Raw genomic sequence first — 24,997 nt, 5'->3', positions numbered from 1 at the left:
AAGAGATATAATGAAAGACAAGAAGTACCTATTTACCTTAGAGGAAAAAGTCCGAGATTATGAGTGCGATTTGCAGGGCGTAGTAAACAATGCCAACTACCAACACTACATGGAGCATACTCGCCATGAATTCTTGGAGTCTTTAGGCGACAATTTCGGGAAAATGCACGAAGAGGGGCTAGATGCCTTTGTACGGAAAATAGAAATCACCTATAAGAAACCACTCCGTAGTGGAGACAAATTCGTTACAGCTCTCAATTGCTACAAAGAAGGTGTTAAACTCATCTTTGATCAGTATATCCTATTCCCCGACGGAAGCCCTGCTGCCATCGGACGTGTAGAATCTGTCATCGTCAAGAACGGTGTTATCACCCGAGGAGAGTACTTCGACGAACTGTTGGAATCATTAAAACAAAAAAATCAAGAATAATATACTTATCGTTTTTACGCGCTCTATAAAAACCTATAAGTAACTGAAAAGACAGGACATAACCATAGCATTATGAGTTATCATAGAGCATAAAAACAGAAAAAACAGTCGGGGTAAAGATTTTTTTCTTTACCCCGTGCAGTATTTCCATCTTTCCTGCATTTACCTAATGTACAACACAAAATTAGGAAGCATATTACAATGAGTAGCCCAACACAACAACACATGAAACTTTTTAAATCTTTGTTCTTACTTCTGTTTGTGATTGTGATTAGTGGTTGTTCGAAAATGGGTCCCAGATTTCATGATATTATTTGGGATTATAGAAGTACTTCTTTTGAAATTAGTATAGTATCTCCAAAGGAACAATCACTAATCGACCCAACAACTCAGGAAGGGTACGAGTTAATCCGAGATATCAAAGTCTCTTACGATGGGCAGACATTCGACTGTCAAGATAGACCCAGTAGAGAACTTCGTGCCCAACCCGAGTTTTACAAAGCTCTTTACGTGGAACGTATCAAGGGAAGTTATCGTATCGTATTCGGAGAGTTTCAGCCCGACTACAGCACTTTAACTAGCTTCACACTACACCTTCCGGGCGGAGAGAAACACGAAATCAAGTTTATCCATACAGCCGACAATGGTAAGTTCCATACTAAAGTTTGGGTAAACGATATACCGCATCTATCCAATACCCCTTTCAACATAACCTTAACCACAACCAATCCTGTATGGGATAAGATGCAAAAGGCTCAAACTCTGCGCCCTGTTACGCTTTACATCTTGCCCGTAAATGCTCCGACAAGGATTGTAGAGAGAAAAGAAGTATTGGAAGACCACTTCTACAAAGATTGTTCTTTGATATTCAGAGGAAAGACTTACCCTCTTTTGAAAAAGCAAAGTACCGAAGAGCACTCAACCTTTAGCTTCTATGCAGAAACCTTACAACTATTGCCGAGAGAGGGAATCGGGGAGTTTAGGCCTTTCCTTCTCTTTGGACCAATAGCAGCTGAGGAAAAAATCAATGGAGAAAAACTCGAATTAAGGTATAAGAATAAAGTTTATACCATATATCTCCAGAACCAACTCAGCCAAGACGGAGCAAGTATCTACCGCGCATGGCTCGACGGAGAGGGAGAAAGGAATATCCAGTATTACTTCCACAACGGTCCTCTGGTAAGGGTGCTTATTGAAAAATGAGCGAATGGGAGTTATATAGGGCTTGTAAGAAAGGGAGTAAACTCGCTTTTCAAACCCTGTATGAACGCTATGCTCCTCACTTGCTAAACACAATCCAACGGTACTTAAGCGACATAGAGCACTCCAAAGATCTGCTCCATGATTCTTTTCTAATCATATTCAAAAAGTTTTCATCTTTTACCTATCAGGAAGAGGGTTCCCTCAAGGCCTGGCTTACACGCATCTGTATCAACGAGAGTTTAATGTGGTTGCGCAAGAGCAATCGAATACAAACTTTTTCAATCGACGACAATCGCGATAGCCTACACGAAGAAGACTCCGTCGATGACCTCTACGATATACCCGAGGAGCGAGAGGTAGAAACAATCAGCCAAGAGGTACTCTTACAGATGATACAGCAACTACCCGATGGGTATAGAACTGTATTCAATTTGTATGTTTTTGAGGAGAAATCACACAAGGAAATTGCCCAACTTCTGGGAATAAACGAACGGAGTTCGTCGTCTCAGCTATCAAGAGCAAAGAAAATCCTCGCACGTAGTATAAAAGAGTGGCACACGCACAACACAACAACATGAACCTATGGCTTTAGATAAACACAATCAACATTTAGACCCCTGGCTCAAAACCCTTAAGAATAAGGTTGAGCAAAAACAATCGCCTCAAGAATTGGATATTCAGAAAGGATGGGAAGCTCTATCTAAAGAATTGCCTTCTCGCTCTAAGATTATCCTGTTTAAGCCCTCTCTCGTGCAGATAGGAGCGATAGCTGCTACTTTCTTTTTGGCGATTGGAGTAGGATTTGTGCTTTGGAAAAATCAAACCCAAGAGCAGACTTTGGAGCCAATAGGGGGTAGCCCTATTATTGCCGAGAGTACCTCTACTTCCCGACCAGAAGTGTATGGCTCTCTCGAGACCGCTCGTACAGAGCAAAAAGAGGGCAATTTCACTAATGCCCCTCAACTCCACCCATCCAACGCTTATGCTCCACAAGAAAAGGAGAAAGCCGAGGAGCAACCAGTTCTCCCTACCGAAGAGCATAAAAGCATACAACCAGAGCCAAAACAAGAGGTAGAAAAAGAAGTAAGCAGAGAAGAAGAGCAGAAAGCAGAGAAGAAGACAAGCACGATAAGTGTACCCCTACCCTCACAACCGATAGCCCCTTACGGTTCAAAAGTTGAGAGTTTTTCCTCTGCAAGCAATTTATTGGCCTACGAAAACGCTCTCTCTGTTCAGGCTTATGCCAACACTACCCCCTCGCAAAAGGGAAAGAGCTATATCCCCAACCAGCCTCTTCTGCGTACATCTCAGCCTAAAGAATTAGTCCATGCGCAGAACAACGAATATAGCTACGACAGAGCTACGTTCCGCCATACACAACCCTTTAATATAGGGTTCCGTTTATCTTACGCACTAAACTCTGGACTTTACTTAGAGTCTGGTATTGCTTATACCTATCTGCGCTCCAACGTGTTTAATTTGGGAGCTATTCCTCGAGCACGCCAGCAAATACACTATTTGGGTGTACCTATCGGGGTACGTCTGAAAGTTGCCACAGTCAACAGATTTCAGTTCTATACCGCCAGTAATTTGCAAATAGACAAAATGCTCTTGGCCAAGATAGAAAAAGAGCGATTGGAGACGAGAGCTTGGCAGTTTTCACTACAGGGAAGAGCTGGCGTCTCGTATCAAATAAGCCCTAACTTCAGTCTCTTTACCGAGGCAGGATTGGCCTACTACTTCGACGACAACAGTCGCCTGCATACTTTCTATAAGGAACACCCTCTGACCTTCTCCTGGAGTTCAGGTATTCGAATAGATTATTAAAAACAGATATGAACGAAAAGAGCGAAAGATAGCAATATATCCTTCGCTCTTTTTATATATAGACACAGTCTTTTGTCTAAACTTACTTTCTCTCGACAAGCATTTCCACGGCACTTCTACGCGAGAGCTTCTATCGCTTTGTCTATCCTTCGGAGCGTTTCTTCCAATCCTAAAAGATAAATAATATCGTTGATGTGTGGTCCTTTGGGAGCACCCACCAAAGAAAGACGTAAAGCATTCATAACGCCTCCCATATTATACCCCTGCTCTTGGATAAAAGCATTCAATCTATCGGCGATAGTAGCACTATCAAACGGAGTTAAACTCTGCAACATCTGCGCGACAGCCTGCAACTCTTGAGGTGTTGACTCCTTCCAACGTTTTTTTACCGTTTTCTCGTCATACGCTTCGGGAGCATGAAAAAAGAAAGAAGTTTCATTCCAAAGCTCCGATACCAACTGCACTCTATCTCGCACAGTAGCTATAATATCTTTCAAATTGTCGGGGATAACGATCCCTCTCTTTACGAGGTCTTGACGGAACAACGCTTCTAACGCCTCCAATGGCTCTTGCTGTAAATAGTGATGATTAAACCACTTTCCCTTTTCAAAATCGAACTTTGCCCCCGACTTACTGCACCTCTCCAATGAGAAAGATGCAATCAACTCTTCTCGGCTCATAACCTCTCGATTATCGCCTGGATTCCATCCCAGAAGAGCAAGGAAGTTCACCACAGCATCGGGCAGATACCCCTCTTCTCTATATCCCATAGATACGGCACCTGTCTCTGGGTCCTTCCACTCCAAAGGAAAGACAGGAAACCCCAATCTATCTCCATCACGTTTACTTAGCTTACCATTCCCCTCGGGCTTGAGCAATAGAGCTAAGTGAGCAAACTGGGGCATTGTCTCTTCCCATCCCAAAGCTCTGTACAAAAGTTTATGCAGAGGAGCACTGGGCAACCACTCCTCACCTCGAATCACATGCGTTACTTCCATCAAATGGTCATCTACGATATTGGCCAAGTGATAAGTAGGCAAGTCATCACTACTCTTATAAAGCACTTTGTCGTCAATAATAGAGGAGTTTATTGTTATTTCTCCTCGGATTAAATCTTTGACCACTATCTCCTCGCCTGGCTCTATTTTTATACGTACCACAAAGGGCGTATGGGCTGCCTCTAAAGCCTCGATTGCCTCAAGAGAGAGGGATAATGTATTTTTCATCTTTCCGCGAGTAGAGGCATCGTACTGAAAGTTGGGAGAAGAGGCACGCATAGCCTCCAACTCTTCTGCCGTATCATAGGCTTTGTACGCCTTGCCTTCCGAAAGCAACTGCTCTACATAACGTCGGTAAATATCTCTACGCTCACTCTGGCGATAGGGTCCATAGTTTCCTCCATAGCCCACCCCTTCATCTATCTCTATACCCAACCACTTCAGAGACTCTATAATATACTCTTCGGCTCCAGCTACAAATCGTTTACTGTCGGTATCTTCTATACGAAGTATCATCTGCCCTCCAAAATGGCGAGCAAAGAAGTAATTGTAAAGTGCTGTACGCACTCCCCCTATGTGTAGAGGTCCTGTAGGACTTGGAGCAAAGCGCACTCGAGGTTTTTGAATAGTCATATCTATTGCTGTTTATTTCTAAGTTTTCTTCAAAACATTTTTACCTTAAGCCTTCTCTTTAGGTCGCATAAAAGTAACAAAATCTTCTATAGAAGATGCAGAATATAATCTACAATCGGGATAAGAATAGAGGTAAAAAGCCCCATTATACCAATGGCCAATCCCCCCAAAGCTCCCTCAACGGCTCCTAATTGAATAGCCGTTAGCGTGCCCATACCGTGTGCAGAAGCTCCCAAAGCCAAACCCTTGGCAACTTTATCCTCTATTTTCAGAACACGAAATACGATAGGACTAACCAGTCCGCCAAAGATACCTGCAATCACAACCACAACAGCCGTCAAGGCAGGAATACCTCCCGAACCCTCAGATAGTGCCATTGCAATGGGCGTAGTTACCGACTTAGGAGCCATCGATGCCACTATAATCTTATCAGCGCCGAACAGAGCAGCGATAAGCATCACACTAACAATCCCCACCACTGCTCCAATAAAAACAGAGGTTAATATGGAAATCAATCTTCCCTTTAGATACTCGCTCTTTTGGTATAGCAAATAACCTACGGCAACCACAGAAGGCCCCAGCAAAAAATCCAGCAAATTACTTCCCTTACGATACTCTTCATAGGGGATATCAACCACTTTTAGGAGCACAATCAAGATAATTATCGTTACCACAAGGGGTTGGAAAAGAGGAAAATGTACTTTGTGATACAACTTTTGAGCAAGAATATAAATCCCCAATGTAAAGGGGATAGCAAAATAGGGATTGGTCAATAGTTCTGCAACAATCTTCATAGCCTCTTTTTATGTTTAAGCGAATGAGCCTCCATCTTCTGTTGCGCCCATGCTACAACAGCGAGCACAAGAATCGTACTCAACACCATCGAAAGGGTTATGGCTAACCAATACTGACGCAGTAAATCGAGTTGCGTAATCAACCCCACGCCTGCAGGCACGAAAAAAACACCCATATTGGTCGTTAGAAAGGAAGAGACTCCCTCTACTTGTTGGGGCTTGACGATCTTTAGTCTTAGGGCAATAAAAAGAAAGAGCATTCCCAATACACTACCAGGGATAAAACGAGCGATAAGAACACTTAGCAACTCGCCAAAAGCATAAAAAAGGAAGATGAAAAAAACTTGCTCTATACTCCTCATATCTCTCTTATCGAAAAACAGACGCTACGCTTTATTTCCCTACTGTTGCTCTTTTTTTGCCTCTTCTAATAGTCGGGCAGCCTCTTCTATTTCCGCAAAAAAAGCCTCGCCAAAAGCCCTTACAATGGGTTCTTTCAGTGCCTTATAGAGCGGAATACCAAGTTTTTTGCCCAAGCTCAAAGCAGGTTTACAGATATCCCACTGGTCATAGTTTAGGGCTATCGAGTATTTATAACGGTGTACGCGTATCGGATAGAGGTGGCAACTTATCGGTTTGGGGAAAGAGCTTTTACCCTCTCTGTATATCTTCTCATAGGCACACAGGCATCGACCCTGCTCATCGTAAGTGGTGAATACACAGTCTTTTCCATGGACTAACTGTGTAACTTCTTCGCCCGACTGATCTATGTAACTAATCCCCTTCTCTCGTATCACGGCAAGTGCCTCTTCGCTCAAGAGAGGGGTTACCAGAGGAAGCAAACGACGCATAATCATCGGTTCTTGAGAGGATAAGGGAGCTCCACTATCCCCCTCGACGCAACAAGCACCGCGACAGATATCGTAATCGCAAACGAAATAGCGTTCAAAAACGTCTCGGCTTATTATCTTGTCGTCTATCTGTATCATAACAAACTATCCTGCTCAAAACTCCTGCAAAAGTAATCAGAATATGACGTTCTACAGCACTGTAAACAAAGAGAAAAAGGTACAGTGGGTGCATTTTTTTGCTCAACAAAATCGACAATAGTTCCTTAGAGCGTGTTACAAAAAGAGATTGGAAGAGAAGGCTCCCCCTCTTGACAGATAGCTACACTCTAAAAAGCGGATAAAAAAATCCGCCTAAGGATTCCTTAGACGGACTTTTCAGTAACATTGTGACCCCGGAGAGGCTCGAACTCTCGACCCACTGATTAAGAGTCAGTTGCTCTACCAACTGAGCTACGGAGTCGTACAAACGCAGGGAGAAAGGAGCTTCTACAAACCTCGTTTTTCTCAAACGCGATGCAAAGGTACAACTTTATTTGTAATACACAAGTCTTCTCGCATAAAAAGGTTTCAACAAAACGGTAATGTTATAGGGAAAGCCCCCCTAATTCACTCGTAAAAAAGAAGATGCCATACACCCCCAATATCCCCCTGTTAAAATCAAAAAAGAATGAGCACAACAAAATCACCAGAAAGAAGCCCTGCACAAGATGCTAAAGCTATTGTACTACTTCGTGCACGTAGACTTTGTAGGATAACAGTAATTGCAAAAAGAGCATAATTCCCAAGGCTATAACGGTACAATCGGTACACTTCTGAACCCGAATAACGAGGACTTACACTGCAAACACTCTATAACGCCCCGAAGTCTACTCCGAGCGACTTATCTCTATAAAAAACTCTACAAGAGAGGATTAAAATCGTTAACAAACTAACAAATAATGATTTACACCCATTATAAACTTGTAATACTAACGAGGAAAAGTCTATTTTTAGATTGTAAATATATATACGCAGATTGAATATACATATTTGCAACTTGAATATATATATTTGCAATCTAAAAATAGAGAATTACTCATAAGAAAAAGAATTTTCATCAAGGAGGCATCAAACTTTTGATCAGTAGCATTGAAGGTTTGCTAAAGAAGACACCCCTCCCTGTGGTACAAACAAATCGAGAAAGCACCGAGACAAAACTCCATTTTAAGCGGGATACAAAGCCACAAATCCTATAACAAGCTTCATTTTCCCTCAAAAGATTTTTATATTTTTGCAAGGAAACTCTTTTACTCCCAAGGGGTAAAAATCAAAAAAACATTATGAATGTAGTAGTTGTTGGGGTCGGTTACGTAGGACTTGTAAGCGGAGCCTGTTTTGCAGAAATGGGGGTACAAGTAACTTGTGTAGATATAGATCAAACAAAAATAGATACCCTGAATACTGGTCGTATACCTATATACGAACCAGGGTTACAAGAGATTGTTGCCCGTAATAAAAAGGCAGGCAGACTTCTATTTACCACAAGCATAGCCCCCCACCTTGCTACGGCCGATATCGTCTTTAGTGCTGTTGGAACGCCCCCTAAAGAGGATGGTAGTGCAGACATCTCTGCCGTATTGGAAACAGCTCGGCTCGTCGGGAACTCAATAGAGCATTACACCGTTTTTGTAACGAAAAGTACCGTACCCGTAGGGACCACTCTATCGGTGAAAAAGATAATCCAAGAGTGTTTAGACAAAAGAGGGGTTGCCACTCCTTTTGATGTCGTTTCCAATCCTGAGTTCTTGAAAGAGGGCAATGCTGTCAACGACTTTATGCACCCCGATAGAATCGTTATCGGCTCCGACAGCGAGCGGGCACGTTCTCTCATGACCACTCTATACAAACCGTTTATGGTCTCTAACGAGCGTTTCCTTTTTACAGACCCCAACTCTGCAGAGATGGTCAAGTATGCCTCAAATGCTATGTTGGCAACTCGCATAAGTTTTATGAACGATATCGCCAATCTGTGTGAACTGCTCAATGCAGACGTTACAGCCGTGCGAAAAGGCATCGGAGCCGACTCTCGCATCGGCTCTAAATTTTTATATCCGGGTTGTGGTTACGGGGGCAGCTGTTTTCCCAAAGACATCAGAGCACTGTTGGCAACAGCCGAAGAGAACGGATACACGCTGGAGATACTCGAAGCCGTTCAAAAAGTAAATGAGAAACAAAAGATGATTTTGGCAAAAAAATACCAGCAAAATCATCAGGGCGAAGAGCTGAAAGGGAAAAAGATTGCGATATGGGGCACTGCTTTCAAACCCGAAACCGACGACATGAGAGATGCCCCCTCTATAAAGACGATCGAAGCACTCCTCCAGTTGGGCTGTCAGGTAACAGTATTCGACCCCATAGCCATGGAGGAGGCTAAGCGTTATTTTGGTACCCTCATAGAGTATGCCCCCAATCAGTATGATGCGCTGCAAGACGCCGATGCCCTCTTTCTGATAACCGAGTGGAAACAGTTTCGCCTACCCAACTGGAGCTTGGTAAAGCAACTCATGAGGGGTAACGAGATATACGATGGGAGAAATATATTCAACAAAGAGTCTGTCATAAAGGAAGGCCTTCTCTACTTCTCTATAGGAGGTCGATAGCATAAAAAAGATTTTTAGATTGTCCACTCAAATACAACTTTCGTTTTACGGTAAGAACAAAGTCGTTTAGAACGTGCCTCAATCCTTGATTGGAGCTCACGCTCCCCTAAAAAAAGCTATTTTTCTACAAAACATCATCAAATAAAAAAGTTATGGACCACTCAAAGACTGCTCCCCAACTACCCGAAAATGCTTACAGGGAACTACATCCGGGAGAAACGTACCAACCTATCATGCCTGCGAGTATAAAGCCCAAAGAGATTACCCCCTACTCGATCATCATGGGGGTAGTTATGGCGATTCTCTTTTCTGCAGCTACGGCTTATCTGGGATTGAAAGTAGGACAGGTTTTCGAGGCTGCAATCCCCATTGCCATACTGGCGGTTGGCATCGGCTCTCTTTCTGGGAAAAAGAATATGCTCGGACAGAACGTAATTATACAATCTATCGGGGCTTCTTCGGGAGTAATCGTAGCAGGGGCTATATTCACGCTCCCCGCTCTTTATATCTTACATCTCGAAGCAGGCTTTTGGCAAATCTTTTTGTCCTCTTTTGTAGGGGGCTGTCTTGGGATACTGCTATTGATTCCCTTCCGTCGTTACTTTGTACAAGAGATGCACGGTAAATATCCCTTTCCCGAGGCTACTGCCACTACCGAAGTACTGGTAACAGGAGAAAGTGCTGGCAAACAAACCAAACTATTGGCTCTAAGTGGACTAATTGGAGGTTTGTACGATTTTATAATCAGTACATTTGGCTGGTGGAAAGATGAGCTTACTACCCGCTTTTTGGACTGGGGCGTTGCTCTCTCCGACAAATACAAAATGCTCTTCAAGATAAATACAGGAGCAGCCGTTTTGGGGTTAGGCTACATCATCGGACTTCCTTATGTTTCCATTATATGTGCAGGGTCTTTCCTTGTTTGGTTCGTACTCATTCCCCTTGTTGGCTACTTTGCCCCAGGCATGACACAGAGTGTAGGTGAGGGGGTAACGAATGTAATCGGACAGATGTCGCCCGAAGAAATCTTCTCTCACTATGCCCGTCCTTTAGGTATTGGAGGTATTGCTATGGCGGGTATCATCGGTATTATCAAATCTTCTGGTATCATCGGTAGAGCCATCAAATTGGCAACGCAAGAGTTAGGTAACAAACGCTCTCTTGTCGGGGAGAGTGTGCGTACAGAAAAGGATCTTTCTATGAAATTTATCCTTGCTGGGATAGTGGCCGCTCTGATAACAACGCTTGTCTTCTTCCAATTCGGAGTAATACATCATTGGGGACAAACAGCCATTGCGTTACTAATCGTTTTTGTGATCGCCTTTCTTTTTACTACGGTTGCGGCTAATGCTATTGCCATCGTGGGTAGCAACCCTGTTTCGGGTATGACGCTCATGACGCTTATCCTCACCTCTGTTGTATTGGTTAGCGTAGGTATTGACGGAGAAAGAGGTATGATGGCTGCCATGATTATAGGAGGCGTAGTATGTACCGCCCTTTCAATGGCTGGAGGTTTCATCACCGACTTGAAGATTGGATATTGGTTGGGTACTACTCCCAAGACACAGGAGAAGTGGAAGTTCTTAGGCACATTCGTTTCTGCTCTGACAGTAGCGGGGGTTATGATTGTACTTAGTAAAACTTATGGCTTCGAGGGAGAAGGTTCGCTTGTTGCCCCCCAAGCCAACGCTATGGCAGCTGTTATTAAACCTCTTATGGAGGGAGGCGAAACGCCTTGGATTCTCTACGCTATTGGAGCTATCTTGGCACTGATTCTCAACTTTATCAAAGTGCCCGCCCTCCCCTTTGCTTTGGGGATGTTCATTCCCTTACAACTCAATACGCCTCTGTTGGTAGGAGGGCTTATCAGCCATTTCGTAGGTTCTCGCCATAAGAGTGAAGCGATCAACAAGATGCGTAGAGATAGAGGTACCCTCATCGCCTCTGGATTCATTGCAGGAGGAGCACTCATGGGAGTAGTAAGTGCCATACTCAAGTTCTACAACGTCGATTTATTTGCCTCGGGCTGGTACGCATCTTTAGGTTCTCAATGGTTATCGCTCATTATGTACCTTCTTATCATCGTCTACTTTGTAGTAGATGCTATGAAAATATCCTCTTCCAAAAAATAAATTCACTTAATACGAAAAACAAAAAATGGAACTCAAAGATAGATTTTTACACTACGTAAGTTTCGATACGCAAAGCGACGAAAACTCCACCACATACCCCTCTACCGAGAAACAACTCGTACTCCTCAAAGCCCTCAAAGAAGAGATGATTGCTTTGGGTTTAACGGAGGTAAGCATGGACCAATATGGATATGTAATGGGCTCTATACCTGCCACACCAGGGATGGAAGATAAACCTATTATTGGTTTTATATCTCATGTAGATACCAGCCCCGATATGAGTGGTGCAAACGTGAAGCCTCAAATCATAGAGAACTACGATGGGAAAGATATCCCCCTCAATAAGGAGCTTACGATGTATGTAAAGGACTTCCCCGAACTCTCTTTCTATAAAGGGCATACGCTCATCACCACAGACGGTACTACCCTGCTCGGTGCAGATGACAAGGCAGGAGTGGCAGAGATTATGACCATGGCGGAGTACTTTATGAAGAATCCGCAAATAGCTCATGGCAAGATACGCATAGGCTTTACGCCCGACGAGGAGATTGGTCGTGGAGTGGACTTTTTCGACGTAAAGGCTTTCGGGGCTAAGTTTGCTTACACGATGGACGGAGGCTTTGAGGGCGAACTCGAATACGAGAACTTCAATGCCGCCTCTGCCAAACTCTCCATACAAGGGCGCAACATACACCCAGGTTCGGCCAAGGGTAAGATGATAAACGCCCTCCAAGTAGCTTGTGATTTACACGAGATGCTCCCCGTGGGAATGCGCCCCGAGCTTACAGAGGGGTACGAAGGATTCTTCCACCTTATCCATCTCTCGGGTAGTGTAGAGCAAGCAGAGATGGCGTACATCATAAGAGACCATGATAAAACTCTCTTTGAAGAGAAGAAGCATATCATTACCCAAGCGGTGGAGTATATGAACAAAAAAATAGGTCAAGAGGTTGTAACGCTACATCTCAAAGACCAGTACTACAATATGAAAGAGCAGGTAACCCCCTATCCCGAGCTTATCACACGAGCGCAAGAGGCTATGAAGATGGCAGGAGTTACACCCATCATCAAGCCCATACGTGGGGGAACGGACGGCTCTCGCCTCTCCTATATGGGACTTCCCTGCCCCAACCTATTTACGGGCGGTATGAACTTCCACGGGAAATATGAGTACTGCTCTCTTACTACGATGAACAAAGCCCTGCAAACGATGATACACCTCGCCTCTCTTTGGGCAAGCTAACCTTAAAAGAGGCGATTTGTTACCATAACAATAGTGCCTTATCGTGAACATTGTTTCTGCAGAATTACAACCTATTGTGTAATCAACTCTTTATCGTATCTTTGCGACGACAGAATAACAACACTAATATTAATTATTTAATCAATTAAGCATGAAAAAGTTATTGTTGGCACTCGGTGCCTTGGCAACTCTTGCTATGGTTGCCCCAAGCTGTAAAGGGAAAGATCCTAAGCAAAAGCAAAAAGAAGAAGTAAAAGAATTGTCCGTTAACCCTACTTCTTTTGAACTTTACAAGGGTGATAAAATTAGGTTCGCTCTTACAGGTGCAGATGTAAATGTTACTTTGGTTCCCAACTCTGTATCTTACACTCTCGAGTCAAGCGATGCAAACGTTGCTAAAGTAGACGGTAAGGTTGTAACTGCTATGAACGAAGGTAATGCTACCATCACTGTTAAGGCAGGCGATAAAACGGCTACGGTTGCTTTGACGGTGAAAGGCAAGGCAGCTATTGACGAAACTCGTTTCATAGGAGAAGACCTATACATCCCTGTATTCGATGGAAACATGAAAGCAAAAAAAGCCGAAATCGAAACTGCTCTGTTTAGTAAAGATTGGGAAGAGACCCAAAAGGTAGACCCTAAGAATCAAAAGATTGGATTCTTCTTTAATAAGAAGAAAGGCTCTCAACTCTCTAGTTTCGGAATGGTCACCTACATTCATACCCCCCAAAAAGGAAGTCAATTCATATCATGCATGGTAGGGACCAATGGGACAGGAACTTGGGCTCAAGGTTTAGGAAGAGAGATTATGAAACGCTTGGGATATGAAGCAAGTGAAATCGAAGAAAGAAATGTCGACAAATTAGGGCCTGTACTTTTTGGGAGAAAAGCAGGTAGAGAGTATACTGTTGCTGTTTACCACCAAGAAGAAAAAATAGGAGATGAACAATTGGATGTATACTATGCCGAGATTTTTAAGCCTAGCGAACAAAGCGGAGAAGTTTTCACTCCCCTATCTAAGAACTTGAATGTATTCAGTCCTATTCAAGTAATCTCTAAGTTCTAAACTGAAAGGTTCTCTCGAAGAACATTTCAATAAATAACTTCAAAACCCCGCTGTACAAAAGTACAGTGGGGTTTTATTTTTTGTTAATTGGTGTCCAACAAAAGCTTTTGAGTTCTATTGAATCTTTTTGCGAGTAGACAATCAACCTGCCATTCTAACCATGACTATACCACCAAGGCATCTCTAAGTCCCTATTTATTTCTCACTAGAGGACGTCAAAAACATTAATGATTCAAAAAAAAGAACCCAATGCATTTTGGAAATACAACAAAATACACTAAATTAGCGGCATTAATAACAATAAATACAAATAAAATTATGAAGAAACATTTCATTTTACCACTCATTGCATTGCTCAGTACTGTGAGCTACAACGGTTTTTCTCAGTTGAAGGTAACTACTGACGGACAAGTAAAAGTAGATGCAGGTAGAGGATTGCCCCATCAAAGTGCCACGATTGAAATCAACGACACTGGTGACTCATATGATTCGGGAACAGCATTAACATTACTGAACAAGAACACAAAGAAAAGGAATCACTTAAGTATAGACTTTTCAAGCGTAATAACAGGGCAAACAGCTCCCCAAAAGTTTGCAGATATGCGTGTAAGTTTCTTAGACCGAAACAAAGCAACATTAACATCCTATTTTTCTTTAGGAACTTATACACGAGGAAAATATAGGGCTATCATTTCTTCCTATCCTTCTTCTAAAGAGAGTAACCGACCTGCTGTTTGTGTTGGAGCAGGGATATCTGGGTACTATCGCCTCGATATTATTACGGAGCCTCTCTATCCGATAGGACATACAACAACATCTATACCTCCAGCGGAGCTACTATACGAAGAAGGAGTTTGTTTTGACGATTCTGGAGAAGGACAAGCTACCATACGCCCACAGAGTTCTGGTTACGGCTATATAGGAACTGCTGATAAGAAGTGGAATAAGTTGTACGTAAACTATGCTCACTTCAAAGACCACCCAACTATTACTTCAGACGAGAGGGCAAAAGACAACATCGAACCTATTGCCAACAGTGTAATCAACAAGTTGGAAAGTTTGCGACCTGTAAGTTATAACCTAAAAGCCTCTACCTCTGAAACGAATACTCCTAAGACAATGAGTTCAACCTCTACCGAAGAGGAGCAAGTGATAGCTATGCACATGGCAGAAGAAGCTAAGCGGTCTTCTAAAAAACAATATGGATTTGTAGCGCAAGAGTTTGCCGAAATATTCCCAGAGTTAGTAGACTACAACGAAAAAACAGACGAGTATAGCATCCAATACACAGCTCTTATTCCTCTATTAGTAGAAGGTTTGCAGGAACTAAAGATGGAGAATCAACGCTTGACGGAGCAACTCTCTCAACTTTCATCTTCTGTTCTTGACAAAAACAATAATATTGAAAACGACCCAACACTCAATAATCGCCCTGTTCTTTATGGCAATCGCCCTAATCCATTTGCTACAACAACGGAGTTCTTCTATTTCATTCCAGAGAGTAGCACAGATGCCTATATTGCAGTATTGGATATGCAAGGAAAAATGATTGAAACTCTACCCTGTAAGGAAAGAGGTGTAAAAGGGAAAATATCTTACTCTGCACACAATCTTGCAGATGGCCTTTATCTCTACAGTCTAATCGTAGACAATGAAGAGATAGCAACAAAGAAAATGATTGTAAAGAAGTAAACGTATGAAGTACTTAAAGTATATCTTTTTTCTACTGTTTCTCTTTCAAGGCATCTCCCTCTCGCTACAAGCTCAAGAGGATGGGTGTGGCACGAGAACAGGTAGAATCCCTCGAATTCGAGAGAGTGAATTAGCTCAATGGGAAAGGATTGTGTTGGCAAACGAGCATCAAGAGCAAGTTATACGAGTTAATGTGCACTTTGTGCTCCATCCCAATGACATTATTTTCTTAGACACCCTGCGCAACTTCCATCCTTCTATGCCCGAAGGTTCTGGGCTTGAAAATGGGTATCAATATGCAGAAAGACTCGTAAAAAGTACCAACGAAATACTCGAATCCAACTCAAAGATGTTTCTTATACCTGGCAATACGGTGGAAGTGCGCCCTGCTAAAATTAAGATACAGCTCTCTGGAGTCTTTTTCGATGTAGGATTTCCGTCCCAGGGTCCTGGTCTTAAATCAACTCATGATATCCACAAAAAGAATCCAGACGATTGCTTTGAAGTGTATATCTATGGGAAGGGAGGACACAATATTAGATATTCTGGGATAGCATCTCTTCCTGGCACCTATCTAATTCTTTATAATAACTGGTGTAGTTACCTAAATGATTACAACAAACTTCAAAACAATCCTCAAGAGCCCGTTTACAGTTATGCTATTCAGGTAAGAACTTTAGCTCATGAATTAGGGCATTGTTTAAGCCTGTATCATTCAATGGTGCGAGGAAGAAACGATGACTGTAGCGATACTCCAACCTCAAAAGAAGCAAAGGATTACGCGTTAGAAATTATCAAAGTAAAGGATCGCGATCCAGGACACTATTGGGTAAAGACCCGTTATGCAGAAACAGATACAATAATACCTGACGGAGATCGCTGGAAAACCAAGAGTAATAACCTCATGGACTACGGATCAGGGATACCAGCAGCTATAACTCCTCAACAAATCGCTAAGATGCATATACGCCTCACTAACCCTGAAATGCACTTCTACAAAAAAGGAAACATAAGAAAGGAGACAGAGATTGTTAGGAATTTCTCAAACAATAAAAGTGTTATCGCCCGTAAGGTTGTTATTGCTCCCAACGAAACTCTTACTATACCTCCCGAAAAAGCTCTATTCGTATCCTGTAAAGAGTTGGAAATTAAAAAGGGATTTGTAGTGGGAAAAGGAGGAGTATTCCAGGTTAATATAGAAAAGTAGAGGCTCTATCTATTTCCTTATAGCCTTGCACTTATTATAAAGAGACAATTATTGCCCCTTGAAACTCTGCAAATAGAGTTTCAAGGGGATTTTTATCAAAGTTCCGTAATAGCAACCTTATTCCCTTGGCCTGCAAAAATCTATTGAAACAGATTTTTAACAGCCAAGTATCGGTGCATGAAGGCACTACTCCATCAGCATCATGAGTTCTTCCCACTCATCCATTGCCTCTTGCAAAGCCTTTTGTAGCGTATCATAGCGTGCAAAAAGGTTGTTATCCGATGTCGCGCCCGATTGAGAGAGTGCCTGCTCAATCTCTTTTAACTCCCCCTCCAGTTCGGCTACTTTCGCCTCGGCCTTTTCGGCAGCCCGCTCTAAGTTGCGTTGCTGACGCGCCTTTTCTTTCTGCTCTTGGTAGCTCTCTTTTGAGGAGTTACCATTTTCTTTTGCTGTTTTAAGAGCAGGCTCCGTTTTAGCCTCCAACTGAGCAAGGCTCTCTAAACGACGCTTTTGCAGATAATCGTAGATGCCGCCCAAATGGGGGATAACCCTCCCATGAGAGAACTCGAAAACCTGATCGACCAAGCCATCAAGAAAATCTCTATCGTGCGAAACGACAATAACCGTTCCCTCAAAAGTTTTAATCGCTTCCTTAAGAACATCTTTCGAGCGCATATCCAAGTGGTTGGTCGGTTCGTCCAGTATGAGTAGGTTGGCAGGCTCAAGCAGTAATATCAAAATAGCCAAACGCGCTCTCTCACCCCCACTAAGTACAGAGACAGGTTTATCTGCCAATTCGCCACCAAACATAAAGGCTCCGAGTAGGTTGTTTATCTTCTCACGAACGGGGCCTATGGCAGCACGGTCTACGGTGTCTCGTATTGTCAGCTGGGGGTCCAACTCCTGTGCTCTGTTCTGCGAGAAGTAGGCAATCCTTATATTGTGCCCTATTTTGAGTTGCCCCGTATAGTCCGCAATCTGCCCCATAATACACTTGACCAATGTGGACTTACCAGCACCGTTTTTCCCAACAAAAGCAACTTTGTCGCCTCGGCGAAGTGTCATATCGACCTCTGAAAAGACACGATGCTCCCCATAACTCTTGGCAAGCTGCTCTATAATCAAAGGAAAATCTCCCGAACGCTCGGCAGGAGGAAAGCGAAAGTGCATAGCACTCTCATCGAGTATATCCAGCTCTATGCGGTCTATCTTCTCCAACTGTTTGATACGGCTCTGCACCTGAATCGACTTGGTCGCCTTGTAGCGGAAGCGTTCGATAAAAGCCTCCGTCTCCTCAATCTTCTTCGCCTGATTTTCATAGGCTCTGCGTTGCTGTTCCAAACGTTCGTGGCGCAACGTCACATAATGAGAGTAGTTGGTTTTATAGTCGTAAATGCGCCCCAACTCTATTTCGATGGTTCGTGTAGTAGTCGCATCCAAAAAAGCACGGTCGTGCGAGACCAAAAGTAGGGTAACCCCCGAGGTCTTGATGAATTGCTCCAGCCATTCGATAGACTCAATGTCGAGGTGATTGGTCGGCTCATCTAAGAGAAGCAAATCAGGTCTCTGTAAAAGTATCTTTGCCAACTCGATACGCATGCGCCACCCTCCGCTGAACTCTCGGGTAGGTCGCTCGAAGTCGCTACGTTCAAACCCCAAGCCGAGTAAAGTGCGCTCTACCTCTGCTCTGTAATTCCCCTGTCCCAAAAGAAGTAGTTTCTCGTTTTGGTGCGAGAAGCGTTCAATCAACTCTTTATAGGCATCGCTATCGAAGTCGGTACGTTGCTCCATTTCCTGCGCCAAAAGGTCTACCTCTCTCTTCAAATCCTGTAGCGAGGCAAATACTTTCTCGGTCTCCTCTATTACAGAGCACTCGTCTACAAGAGACATCACTTGCGGTAGATACCCGATGGTCAAATCTTTCTGACGAGCAATGGAACCGCTCGTGGGTTCCTCCTTGCCTGCGATTAACTTTAGTAGAGTAGATTTTCCTGCCCCATTCTTCCCCACCAGAGCTACACGCTCTTTGGCAGAAACTACAAATGTTACGTCGTCGAATAATAGTTGCTTTCCGAAGTCTACGGTTAGATGATTGACTGCAATCATTGTCGAGTCTTTTTGATGATACTATAGGCTTGATATATTCCTCCCTCTCCCGCTTTTCTCAGGTCTTTGATTGCCTCCTCTTTTTTGCCGAGGAAAAGGAATAAAAGCCCCCTATTAAAGTAAATCTCGGGATGTTCTAATCCCTCCAAAGCTCTATTATAATCTTCCAAAGCCAAGGCTTTCTGTCCCATTCTCTCCAATAAGACAGCACGGTTATAATAGGCATAATAAAACTTAGGTGATTTTGCTAAAACGTTATCCAAGTCCGAACGAATCTGTTCGTAACTCAAAGAAGGAGTTTTGCTCGGCTGCGAAGAGAGCCCCGAGAGGGAAGAAACTCCCATAACATGGGTTTTACGATCCAAAGGAGAGGCTTCTTGCTCGGCACTGCCTCTACTCAACTCCAACGTACGCTTACGTACCGCTGCACGAGCAAAGAAGAATAGAGGTTGTTTGGGATTTAACCTTATAGCCTCCGAGAGTGCGCGCTCTGCCAATTCTACATCTTGCAAAAGAAACGCCGCTATCCCTAAACGAAAGTAAACCTCTTCTGTTTTTTTTGCAGCACTATTGAGAAATTGGAGTTCCTGCTGTAAAAGCTGGATATCTAAAGTATCTATAATCTGGCCCGATGGGGTTAGAGATAATCGCTTGGGCAAGGTGTGTGCATCGTTATACTCCTCCACAAGGGCACTGTAGTAGAGACGAGGAGTAAGTCCTCCCTTTGAGACAGGCGGGAAATAGCTTAGAGTAAAGAAGTCCAAGGGCTCTAATGCCACCTCTCGATTCTGTATCTTACCCCGCAAAGACTGTGGTACATGAAGAGAAGTTTGAGCAAGCGAAGTCTCTGTAGTCTCAATCAGTTGATTATAGGCATCTATCGCTTCTTCCTCCTCGCTACGGGTCTCTTTTGCTATCGTCTTGGGAGCTTTCTTTTTGAAGTTCTTCCTTCTTTGCTGCTGTTCTGCCTGCCATAAATCTCGGTCTGAGCCCGCCAAATCACCCAACGCTTTTTTTACTTCTGCCCTCGCCAACAATCCCATCAAGAAATTAGGATAACGCTCCAAAACCCGATTAAAGCTCTTTAGTGCTGTTTTATAGTCGCCAATATCCATGCTTAAAAGACCTTGATTGTACAAAGCCATATAGTCGTTGGGGCGTTGCTTTAACACATGCTGTAAATCGGCCAAGGCATTATTGGCATCTCCCAAAGAGGCTAATAGCAAAGCTCTATTGTAACGTGCCGTTAGATCGTTGGGGGCGATTTGAATAGCCCGAGAGTAATCGTCAATAGCCCCCTCATAATCGTTGGAGTGATATCTCACCAAGCCGCGGTTAATATAAAAATTCTTGTCGTTAGGCTCATAAAAAATGGCACTGTTTAGAAAAGACAAGGCCTCTTTGTACTCTTTCTTCTGTGCCGAAAGATAGCCCAGAGAGGCATAAGCCTGCGCTTGTGTGGAGTCTATCGAAAGAGAGTTTTTGATGGCTGCCATAGCCGAAACAGTGTCTCTACTCTGCAGCAGGAGATCACCTTTCAGCAAATAGGCATATTTGTTCTTTTTATCTTTCTGTAGCAGTTTATCAATGGTATTGGCACTCTCTTCATACTGTTTGTCCCCAAAGAGTGCTTCAGCCAAACTCAATGCCACCTCTACGTCATCTGGAAGAAACTCGTAGGCTTTCTTCAAATTGACAACGGCTTGAGCATTATCCTTTAGAGCCCTTTGTGATAGTCCTCGCACCAAATATGCCTTAGCAATGAAAGCGTTCCGCTCTATCGCCCATCCAGCATCCTCTTCAGCTCCCTTATAGTCTTCCAACATAAACTTGGAAAGAGCTCTGAAATAATAGGGATCTGCCATCCAGGGGCGCAGTTCTATTACTTGGTTGAAATAGCCTATTGAGACGAGATAATCATTGAAAAAAAGAGCATTCTGACCAATAGTCATCACTCTGTTTACATCAATCTGGGCAAATGCCATAGAAATGAATAGAAACAGAGCAACAAAAAAAGACAGAAAAGCTTTCATCAAAATAAAGAGAAAAACTACCTGTTAGACTTCTTCTTGGGAGGAGCTATCACAACAGGATAATGAGGACGCACTCTTCCGCTCTCGATATTGGCTAATTTGTTTTTGATAAGCTTCTTGCGAAGAGGGCTAATACGATCGGTAAAAACGATCCCTTCTAAATGATCATACTCGTGCTGTATAACTCTTGCAGCAAAGCCAGAGAACGTTTTTGTTTGAGGAGTAAAGTTTTCGTCTAAGTACTCAATCGTAATACCTTTAGGACGGATAACCTTCTCGTGTATTCCAGGAAGACTCAAACACCCTTCATCTTCGGCAAGCGTATCCTCGCTAAAGTCTGTAATATGTGCATTTATCATCACAGTCTTAAAATCTTTACACTCTGGGAAAACATCTGCCATAGGGGTAGCATCAATAACCAACAGGCGAATAGACTTACCTATTTGAGGAGCGGCCAACCCGATTCCATCCGATTCATACATAGAAATCCACATGGACTGTATAAGTTCTTTCAAGCCTGGGTATTCTGGTGTAATATCTTGTGCCACCTCTCTCAAAACTGGGTGCCCATATAAATATACTGGTAACATACTCTTTACTGATTTAACTGTTTATACTCCAAAGATTCCATATAAGATTGAAGTATAATAACGGCACTAACTTCATCTACTAATGCCTTATTTCTCCTTTTCATCTTCCCCATGCCACTCTCCAAAATGGTACGTTGAGCCAGTTTGGAAGTAAAGCGTTCATCATATAAAACTACCTTGGCTTGAGGAAACGTCTCTTGTAGTTGCGCCACTAAAGGGCGTATTTTCTTCATCGTCTCACTCTCCTCACTATTCATTTGCGTAGGATGCCCAACAACTATAAGATCAACTTTTTCGGCGGAGATATACCTCGTAAGGAAAGAAAGTAGCTCCGAGGTCGCTACAGTCGTAAGGCCTCCTGGAATAATTCTAAGAGGATCTGTAACCGCCAGTCCTGTGCGATTTACTCCATAGTCAATAGCTAATATTCGTCCCATAACAGCGATAGAGTTAGTACTCTATACTCTAAACGTTTCTCAAACAATCGGTCTAAAACTCCAATAAAGTGTGCGACGCAAAACCAGGCAGAGAGGCAAACGCTTTCTCTATCGTAGTCTCTCCAACAAGGGTACGAGCACAGTTGATCACCCCTCCATGGCAAAAGAGCAATATATGCTTGTGCTTCTCGCGTTTCTTTTCTTCAAAGAAATGATGTACTCGATTGAGTTGATCCTTTAGAGACTCCCCATTGGGGGTAGGATTGTTGATGTAATAAGAGAAGAAGTCAGGAACATCCTCTGTAGTAAGAATCTCCGTCCAAGGTCTTCCCTCCCAATCCCCAAAATTCATCTCCTTAAGGCGATCATCTCTTTGAGCCTCTGGATAACCACAGTAGGAAGCCAATCTTACAGCTCTCTGTAGTGGACTTGTAAAAACGGCATCGGGCTGTAACTGCACAATCGCCTTTCGAGCCCCCTCGGCCTCACGCTCAAAATTTTCGGGTATAACATCAACATCCGTAGCACCATAGCAAAACTGGTTGCCATCCAAAAGCACCGATGTATGACGTACTAAGCTAACTTTCATAATCTCTAAAACATTCTTTTGAGTAGAGTCCCTTGATCAAACCCTTTTCTTTTTTTGAGGGGAAGAAAACTTATTACCCTGAGAATAAGGCTTTTTCTTTCCATCCGAAAAGTTATGCTCCTCTCGATTGCGATGCGGATAGAAGCTCTTTTCTCGTCTTTCTCCTTTTTGTGGGGACCTACTATCGGTATGTTTTCTTACTGCATCCGCTCCTGATTCTTCTTCTTCCCAATGTTTTCTAAACTTGGCAGGCTTACTGGTTGACGATTTGAAACCTGTACGAGAGGATTTCGCCCCTCTTGCTGCATGATTACTACTACCACGATTAGAAAAATTCTTACGACGATAATGGTCATCCTCGTCCAAGTCTACGTACTCACTCCCTATGCGAATAGGGGCTTTCTGCGCCAATTGCATCTTCTGCTCGGCTGCAAACTCTCTGATTAGGTCTCGTACGGGCAACTCTTCTCCATCAAGAGTTACTACATCGTCCTCCTCTATCACATCTGCCAGCTCTGCCAAAACGCCATTAACCATTACGCGCCCCTCTAAAATCAAAGCCTCTACTTCTCTTCGTGAGCCTAATCCTGTCTCACTTAGAAGTTTGTTAATTCTCATGTTCATGCAGTGTATCCTATTGTTGTGTTGTTATAAACTCTGTTAGTTGTTCTTTTGCTAAAAAGATTTTCCTTTCGAGGCAAGATAAATCCTCTATAAAGAATGTAGGTACTTTCACCAATTCTGCCATTCGAATCGACGATGCATCCACCCCCACAAAGAGATCCAAAGAAGCTAATAGTGCCAACTCTTGCGAAAAAGAGAGATTGGAAACCATGTGTATGTTGTCTAATCCTCTCTCTACATCTTTTGGGAAAGTAGAAAAGTCGCTCTTATTGAGACCGAAAATCAATACTGGTTTCGAAAAAAGCTGACGGATATAAGTAGCCTTACTGTATATTTCCTCCCAAGACAACTCTCTATCTTGTTTTTTCAGAGGCGCAAACCCAATAGCATGCTGGGGTAGCAACGATGTATTTTTCAATTTACCCTCTGTTATCGAATGGGTCTCTGTGGGGAAAAAGCGAGCTCTCTCGAAAAGGTCTCTATAAACTCGGAGGTACTCCCCTCCACTCTTGTAAGGGATGTAGTCGGTCAAAAGAGAAGATCGAAACGAATATCTTTTAGGTACCGCATAGTACTTTACACTCCCAAAAAGACGAAGATAGCCCCCCAAAAAGCGAGTCTGCTTATTGTTGTACAAATCGAAGATATAATCAAACCTCTCGTATAGAAGTTTGCGTCCTAAGACAAGCATTCCCCGTAGCGTGCCATCGTTTCTCCTCAAATCTATGGTCATAGGCTCCAAATTTTTGGGAGGAGCGACCACAATACCAGTAATTGAGGGCTTAAGAAGATAAGTGAATTGGTGTTGTGGATAGCTTTGAGCAATAGAGTAAATCAAGTCTAGCGACAAACAAACATCGCTGAGAGAGGCTGGATGAATAATAAGAATATGTGCCACAGGTCTATCTATTTGCTAAAAAACAAACTATCCACTAAATACTTACTCGAGAAAAGAAGATCTCCCCCTACCCTCTTTATAGAAAAGAGTGAAAGAGGGGGTTAGAGTTTAATTGAATAGTATTTTCTGTCCTGCCTTCAAGGTATTCATCATAAGAGAGACGATGGTCATGGGACCAACCCCTCCAGGTACAGGAGTTATGTAGGAGCAAAGAGGAGCGACCTCGTCAAACTTAACGTCTCCTGTCAGGCGGAATCCACTCTTGCGTGTGCTATCGGGAACTCTCGTAGTACCCACATCTACTACCACAGCACCAGGCTTAATCATGTCTTTAGTAACAAACTCGGGACTTCCCAATGCCGCAATGATTATATCTGCCGATTGGCACATCTCCTTCAAGCCTTGTGTGCGACTATGACACACCGTCACAGTACAATCTCCAGGATACCCCTTTTGAGCTAAAAGCTGAGCAATAGGCTTACCAACAATATTGCTACGACCTAAAACAACACAATGTTTACCTGATGTAGGTATTTCATAGCGACGAAGAAGCTCTACAATGCCCTGAGGAGTAGCCGAAACAAAACAGGGCAGACCAATACTCATACGACCTACATTGATGGGATGAAAACCATCCACATCCTTGCGGTAGTCCACGCGCTCTATAACTCTCTGCTCATCTATATGCTTAGGAAGAGGCAACTGTACAATGAAACCATCAACCTCTGGATCATTGTTTAACTGATCTATCGTAGCCAACAATTGCTCCTCTGTAACGTCGCTTTCAAAGCGTATCAAAGAGGAGGCAAAGCCGACTTCCTCACAAGACTTTACTTTAGAAGCAACATAAGTTTCACTTCCTCCGTCGTGCCCTACCAAAATGGCAGCCAAGTGAGGGCGTTTACCTCCGTTGCTTACAATCTTTTCGACCTCTAAAGCAATCTCTTTTTTTATCTCGTCTGAGATTTTTTTCCCATCTAATATCTTATAGGTTTCCATATTTGT

22 protein-coding genes and 1 tRNA gene are annotated in these 24,997 nt (G+C 43.1%); 10 read left to right on the top strand and 13 right to left on the bottom strand.

Going from position 1 to position 24,997, the window contains the following annotated elements; genetic code table 11:
• Positions 1-10: 10 nt before the first annotated feature.
• The 4 genes from B5D06_RS03815 to B5D06_RS03800 all read left to right on the top strand — a co-directional run bounded on the left by B5D06_RS03815 (position 11) and on the right by B5D06_RS03800 (position 3,460).
• Positions 11-430 carry an acyl-CoA thioesterase gene (locus B5D06_RS03815; protein ID WP_078736698.1) on the top strand — a complete coding sequence of 140 codons (420 nt, stop codon included), beginning with the start codon at positions 11-13 and terminating at the stop codon, positions 428-430.
• Between the two features lie 225 nt (positions 431-655).
• Positions 656-1,633 (top strand): hypothetical protein, encoded by a 978-nt coding sequence (locus tag B5D06_RS03810; RefSeq protein WP_078736697.1) that lies wholly within the window; start codon positions 656-658, stop codon positions 1,631-1,633.
• The gene (locus B5D06_RS03805; RefSeq protein ID WP_078736696.1) at positions 1,630-2,211 is read left to right on the top strand and encodes an RNA polymerase sigma factor; all 582 of its coding nucleotides are present in this window, start codon (positions 1,630-1,632) and stop codon (positions 2,209-2,211) included. The genes B5D06_RS03810 and B5D06_RS03805 overlap by 4 nt, the downstream gene beginning before the upstream one ends.
• Before the next feature lie 4 nt (positions 2,212-2,215).
• Positions 2,216-3,460 carry an outer membrane beta-barrel protein gene (locus B5D06_RS03800; RefSeq protein WP_078736695.1) on the top strand — a complete coding sequence of 415 codons (1,245 nt, stop codon included), beginning with the start codon at positions 2,216-2,218 and terminating at the stop codon, positions 3,458-3,460.
• Between the two features lie 116 nt (positions 3,461-3,576).
• Here B5D06_RS03800 and gltX read toward each other — a convergent pair whose 3' ends face one another.
• The 5 genes from gltX to B5D06_RS03775 all read right to left on the bottom strand — a co-directional run bounded on the left by gltX (position 3,577) and on the right by B5D06_RS03775 (position 7,196).
• Entirely contained in the window at positions 3,577-5,091 is a 1,515-nt protein-coding gene (gltX, locus tag B5D06_RS03795; RefSeq protein WP_078736694.1) for a glutamate--tRNA ligase, read from the bottom strand.
• An 86-nt stretch (positions 5,092-5,177) separates the two neighbouring features.
• Positions 5,178-5,885, bottom strand: a complete 708-nt coding sequence (locus B5D06_RS03790) for an LrgB family protein (protein ID WP_078736693.1) — start codon at positions 5,883-5,885, stop codon at positions 5,178-5,180.
• Positions 5,882-6,247, bottom strand: a complete 366-nt coding sequence (locus B5D06_RS03785) for a CidA/LrgA family protein (protein WP_078736692.1) — start codon at positions 6,245-6,247, stop codon at positions 5,882-5,884. Before B5D06_RS03785 ends, B5D06_RS03790 begins: the two co-directional genes overlap by 4 nt.
• A gap of 39 nt (positions 6,248-6,286) precedes the next feature.
• Positions 6,287-6,874 (bottom strand): DUF3109 family protein, encoded by a 588-nt coding sequence (locus B5D06_RS03780; protein WP_078736691.1) that lies wholly within the window; start codon positions 6,872-6,874, stop codon positions 6,287-6,289.
• A 249-nt stretch (positions 6,875-7,123) separates the two neighbouring features.
• Positions 7,124-7,196, bottom strand: a tRNA-Lys gene (locus B5D06_RS03775).
• An 859-nt stretch (positions 7,197-8,055) separates the two neighbouring features.
• On the opposite strand from B5D06_RS03775, the gene B5D06_RS03770 reads away from it, so the two are divergent.
• The 6 genes from B5D06_RS03770 to B5D06_RS03745 all read left to right on the top strand — a co-directional run bounded on the left by B5D06_RS03770 (position 8,056) and on the right by B5D06_RS03745 (position 16,715).
• A complete protein-coding gene (locus B5D06_RS03770; RefSeq protein ID WP_078736690.1) occupies positions 8,056-9,375 on the top strand; it encodes a UDP-glucose dehydrogenase family protein in 1,320 nt (439 codons plus the stop codon).
• 152 nt (positions 9,376-9,527) lie between these two features.
• Positions 9,528-11,507 (top strand): OPT family oligopeptide transporter, encoded by a 1,980-nt coding sequence (locus B5D06_RS03765; protein WP_078736689.1) that lies wholly within the window; start codon positions 9,528-9,530, stop codon positions 11,505-11,507.
• Positions 11,508-11,532: 25 nt separating this feature from the next.
• Positions 11,533-12,750 (top strand): peptidase T, encoded by a 1,218-nt coding sequence (pepT, locus tag B5D06_RS03760; RefSeq protein WP_078736688.1) that lies wholly within the window; start codon positions 11,533-11,535, stop codon positions 12,748-12,750.
• A 151-nt stretch (positions 12,751-12,901) separates the two neighbouring features.
• Positions 12,902-13,816, top strand: a complete 915-nt coding sequence (locus tag B5D06_RS03755) for an Ig-like domain-containing protein (RefSeq protein WP_078736687.1) — start codon at positions 12,902-12,904, stop codon at positions 13,814-13,816.
• A gap of 318 nt (positions 13,817-14,134) precedes the next feature.
• Positions 14,135-15,508, top strand: coding sequence for a tail fiber domain-containing protein (locus B5D06_RS03750; RefSeq protein ID WP_159442687.1), 1,374 nt, complete (start codon positions 14,135-14,137; stop codon positions 15,506-15,508).
• 4 nt (positions 15,509-15,512) lie between these two features.
• On the top strand, positions 15,513-16,715 hold the full coding sequence (locus B5D06_RS03745) for a hypothetical protein (protein WP_078736685.1): 1,203 nt from the start codon (positions 15,513-15,515) through the stop codon (positions 16,713-16,715).
• 186 nt (positions 16,716-16,901) lie between these two features.
• Here B5D06_RS03745 and B5D06_RS03740 read toward each other — a convergent pair whose 3' ends face one another.
• From B5D06_RS03740 to folD, 8 genes are all read right to left on the bottom strand, one after another.
• The gene (locus tag B5D06_RS03740; protein WP_078736684.1) at positions 16,902-18,821 is read right to left on the bottom strand and encodes an ABC-F family ATP-binding cassette domain-containing protein; all 1,920 of its coding nucleotides are present in this window, start codon (positions 18,819-18,821) and stop codon (positions 16,902-16,904) included.
• Entirely contained in the window at positions 18,818-20,806 is a 1,989-nt protein-coding gene (locus B5D06_RS03735) for a tetratricopeptide repeat protein (RefSeq protein ID WP_159442686.1), read from the bottom strand. The genes B5D06_RS03740 and B5D06_RS03735 overlap by 4 nt, the downstream gene beginning before the upstream one ends.
• Positions 20,807-20,871: 65 nt before the next feature.
• Positions 20,872-21,444 carry a peptide deformylase gene (gene def / locus B5D06_RS03730; RefSeq protein WP_078736682.1) on the bottom strand — a complete coding sequence of 191 codons (573 nt, stop codon included), beginning with the start codon at positions 21,442-21,444 and terminating at the stop codon, positions 20,872-20,874.
• A 5-nt stretch (positions 21,445-21,449) separates the two neighbouring features.
• Positions 21,450-21,881, bottom strand: coding sequence for a Holliday junction resolvase RuvX (gene ruvX / locus B5D06_RS03725; protein WP_078736681.1), 432 nt, complete (start codon positions 21,879-21,881; stop codon positions 21,450-21,452).
• Positions 21,882-21,933: 52 nt separating this feature from the next.
• Positions 21,934-22,470 carry a histidine phosphatase family protein gene (locus tag B5D06_RS03720; RefSeq protein WP_078736680.1) on the bottom strand — a complete coding sequence of 179 codons (537 nt, stop codon included), beginning with the start codon at positions 22,468-22,470 and terminating at the stop codon, positions 21,934-21,936.
• A gap of 36 nt (positions 22,471-22,506) precedes the next feature.
• On the bottom strand, positions 22,507-23,094 hold the full coding sequence (locus tag B5D06_RS03715) for a S4 domain-containing protein (RefSeq protein WP_078736679.1): 588 nt from the start codon (positions 23,092-23,094) through the stop codon (positions 22,507-22,509).
• Between the two features lie 10 nt (positions 23,095-23,104).
• Complete coding sequence (locus B5D06_RS03710) at positions 23,105-23,992, bottom strand: glycosyltransferase family 9 protein (RefSeq protein ID WP_078736678.1); 888 nt, start codon at positions 23,990-23,992, stop codon at positions 23,105-23,107.
• A 108-nt stretch (positions 23,993-24,100) separates the two neighbouring features.
• Complete coding sequence (gene folD / locus B5D06_RS03705; RefSeq protein WP_078736677.1) at positions 24,101-24,991, bottom strand: bifunctional methylenetetrahydrofolate dehydrogenase/methenyltetrahydrofolate cyclohydrolase FolD; 891 nt, start codon at positions 24,989-24,991, stop codon at positions 24,101-24,103.
• Positions 24,992-24,997 lie beyond the last annotated feature (6 nt).

It is taken from the genome of Porphyromonas circumdentaria, assembly GCF_900167105.1.
In the GTDB taxonomy this organism is placed as follows: domain Bacteria; phylum Bacteroidota; class Bacteroidia; order Bacteroidales; family Porphyromonadaceae; genus Porphyromonas; species Porphyromonas circumdentaria.
The sequence above is the reverse complement of the archived record's forward strand: the minus strand, read 5'-3'. Positions and strand labels throughout refer to the sequence as shown.

Bases quoted from the DNA above. Each gene is read 5' to 3' on its own strand.
- B5D06_RS03735 (WP_159442686.1), bottom strand. From the start codon at position 20,806: ATGGCATTTGCCCAGATTGATGTAAACAGAGTGATGACTATTGGTCAG.
- B5D06_RS03750 (WP_159442687.1), top strand. From the start codon at position 14,135: ATGAAGAAACATTTCATTTTACCACTCATTGCATTGCTCAGTACTGTG.
- def (WP_078736682.1), bottom strand. From the start codon at position 21,444: ATGTTACCAGTATATTTATATGGGCACCCAGTTTTGAGAGAGGTGGCA.
- B5D06_RS03805 (WP_078736696.1), top strand. From the start codon at position 1,630: ATGAGCGAATGGGAGTTATATAGGGCTTGTAAGAAAGGGAGTAAACTC.
- B5D06_RS03785 (WP_078736692.1), bottom strand. From the start codon at position 6,247: ATGAGGAGTATAGAGCAAGTTTTTTTCATCTTCCTTTTTTATGCTTTT.
- B5D06_RS03800 (WP_078736695.1), top strand. From the start codon at position 2,216: ATGGCTTTAGATAAACACAATCAACATTTAGACCCCTGGCTCAAAACC.
- B5D06_RS03780 (WP_078736691.1), bottom strand. From the start codon at position 6,874: ATGATACAGATAGACGACAAGATAATAAGCCGAGACGTTTTTGAACGC.
- gltX (WP_078736694.1), bottom strand. From the start codon at position 5,091: ATGACTATTCAAAAACCTCGAGTGCGCTTTGCTCCAAGTCCTACAGGA.
- B5D06_RS03770 (WP_078736690.1), top strand. From the start codon at position 8,056: ATGAATGTAGTAGTTGTTGGGGTCGGTTACGTAGGACTTGTAAGCGGA.
- pepT (WP_078736688.1), top strand. From the start codon at position 11,533: ATGGAACTCAAAGATAGATTTTTACACTACGTAAGTTTCGATACGCAA.
- B5D06_RS03810 (WP_078736697.1), top strand. From the start codon at position 656: ATGAAACTTTTTAAATCTTTGTTCTTACTTCTGTTTGTGATTGTGATT.
- B5D06_RS03715 (WP_078736679.1), bottom strand. From the start codon at position 23,094: ATGAACATGAGAATTAACAAACTTCTAAGTGAGACAGGATTAGGCTCA.
- B5D06_RS03815 (WP_078736698.1), top strand. From the start codon at position 11: ATGAAAGACAAGAAGTACCTATTTACCTTAGAGGAAAAAGTCCGAGAT.
- B5D06_RS03755 (WP_078736687.1), top strand. From the start codon at position 12,902: ATGAAAAAGTTATTGTTGGCACTCGGTGCCTTGGCAACTCTTGCTATG.
- B5D06_RS03790 (WP_078736693.1), bottom strand. From the start codon at position 5,885: ATGAAGATTGTTGCAGAACTATTGACCAATCCCTATTTTGCTATCCCC.
- B5D06_RS03720 (WP_078736680.1), bottom strand. From the start codon at position 22,470: ATGAAAGTTAGCTTAGTACGTCATACATCGGTGCTTTTGGATGGCAAC.
- folD (WP_078736677.1), bottom strand. From the start codon at position 24,991: ATGGAAACCTATAAGATATTAGATGGGAAAAAAATCTCAGACGAGATA.
- ruvX (WP_078736681.1), bottom strand. From the start codon at position 21,881: ATGGGACGAATATTAGCTATTGACTATGGAGTAAATCGCACAGGACTG.
- B5D06_RS03745 (WP_078736685.1), top strand. From the start codon at position 15,513: ATGAAGTACTTAAAGTATATCTTTTTTCTACTGTTTCTCTTTCAAGGC.
- B5D06_RS03765 (WP_078736689.1), top strand. From the start codon at position 9,528: ATGGACCACTCAAAGACTGCTCCCCAACTACCCGAAAATGCTTACAGG.
- B5D06_RS03740 (WP_078736684.1), bottom strand. From the start codon at position 18,821: ATGATTGCAGTCAATCATCTAACCGTAGACTTCGGAAAGCAACTATTA.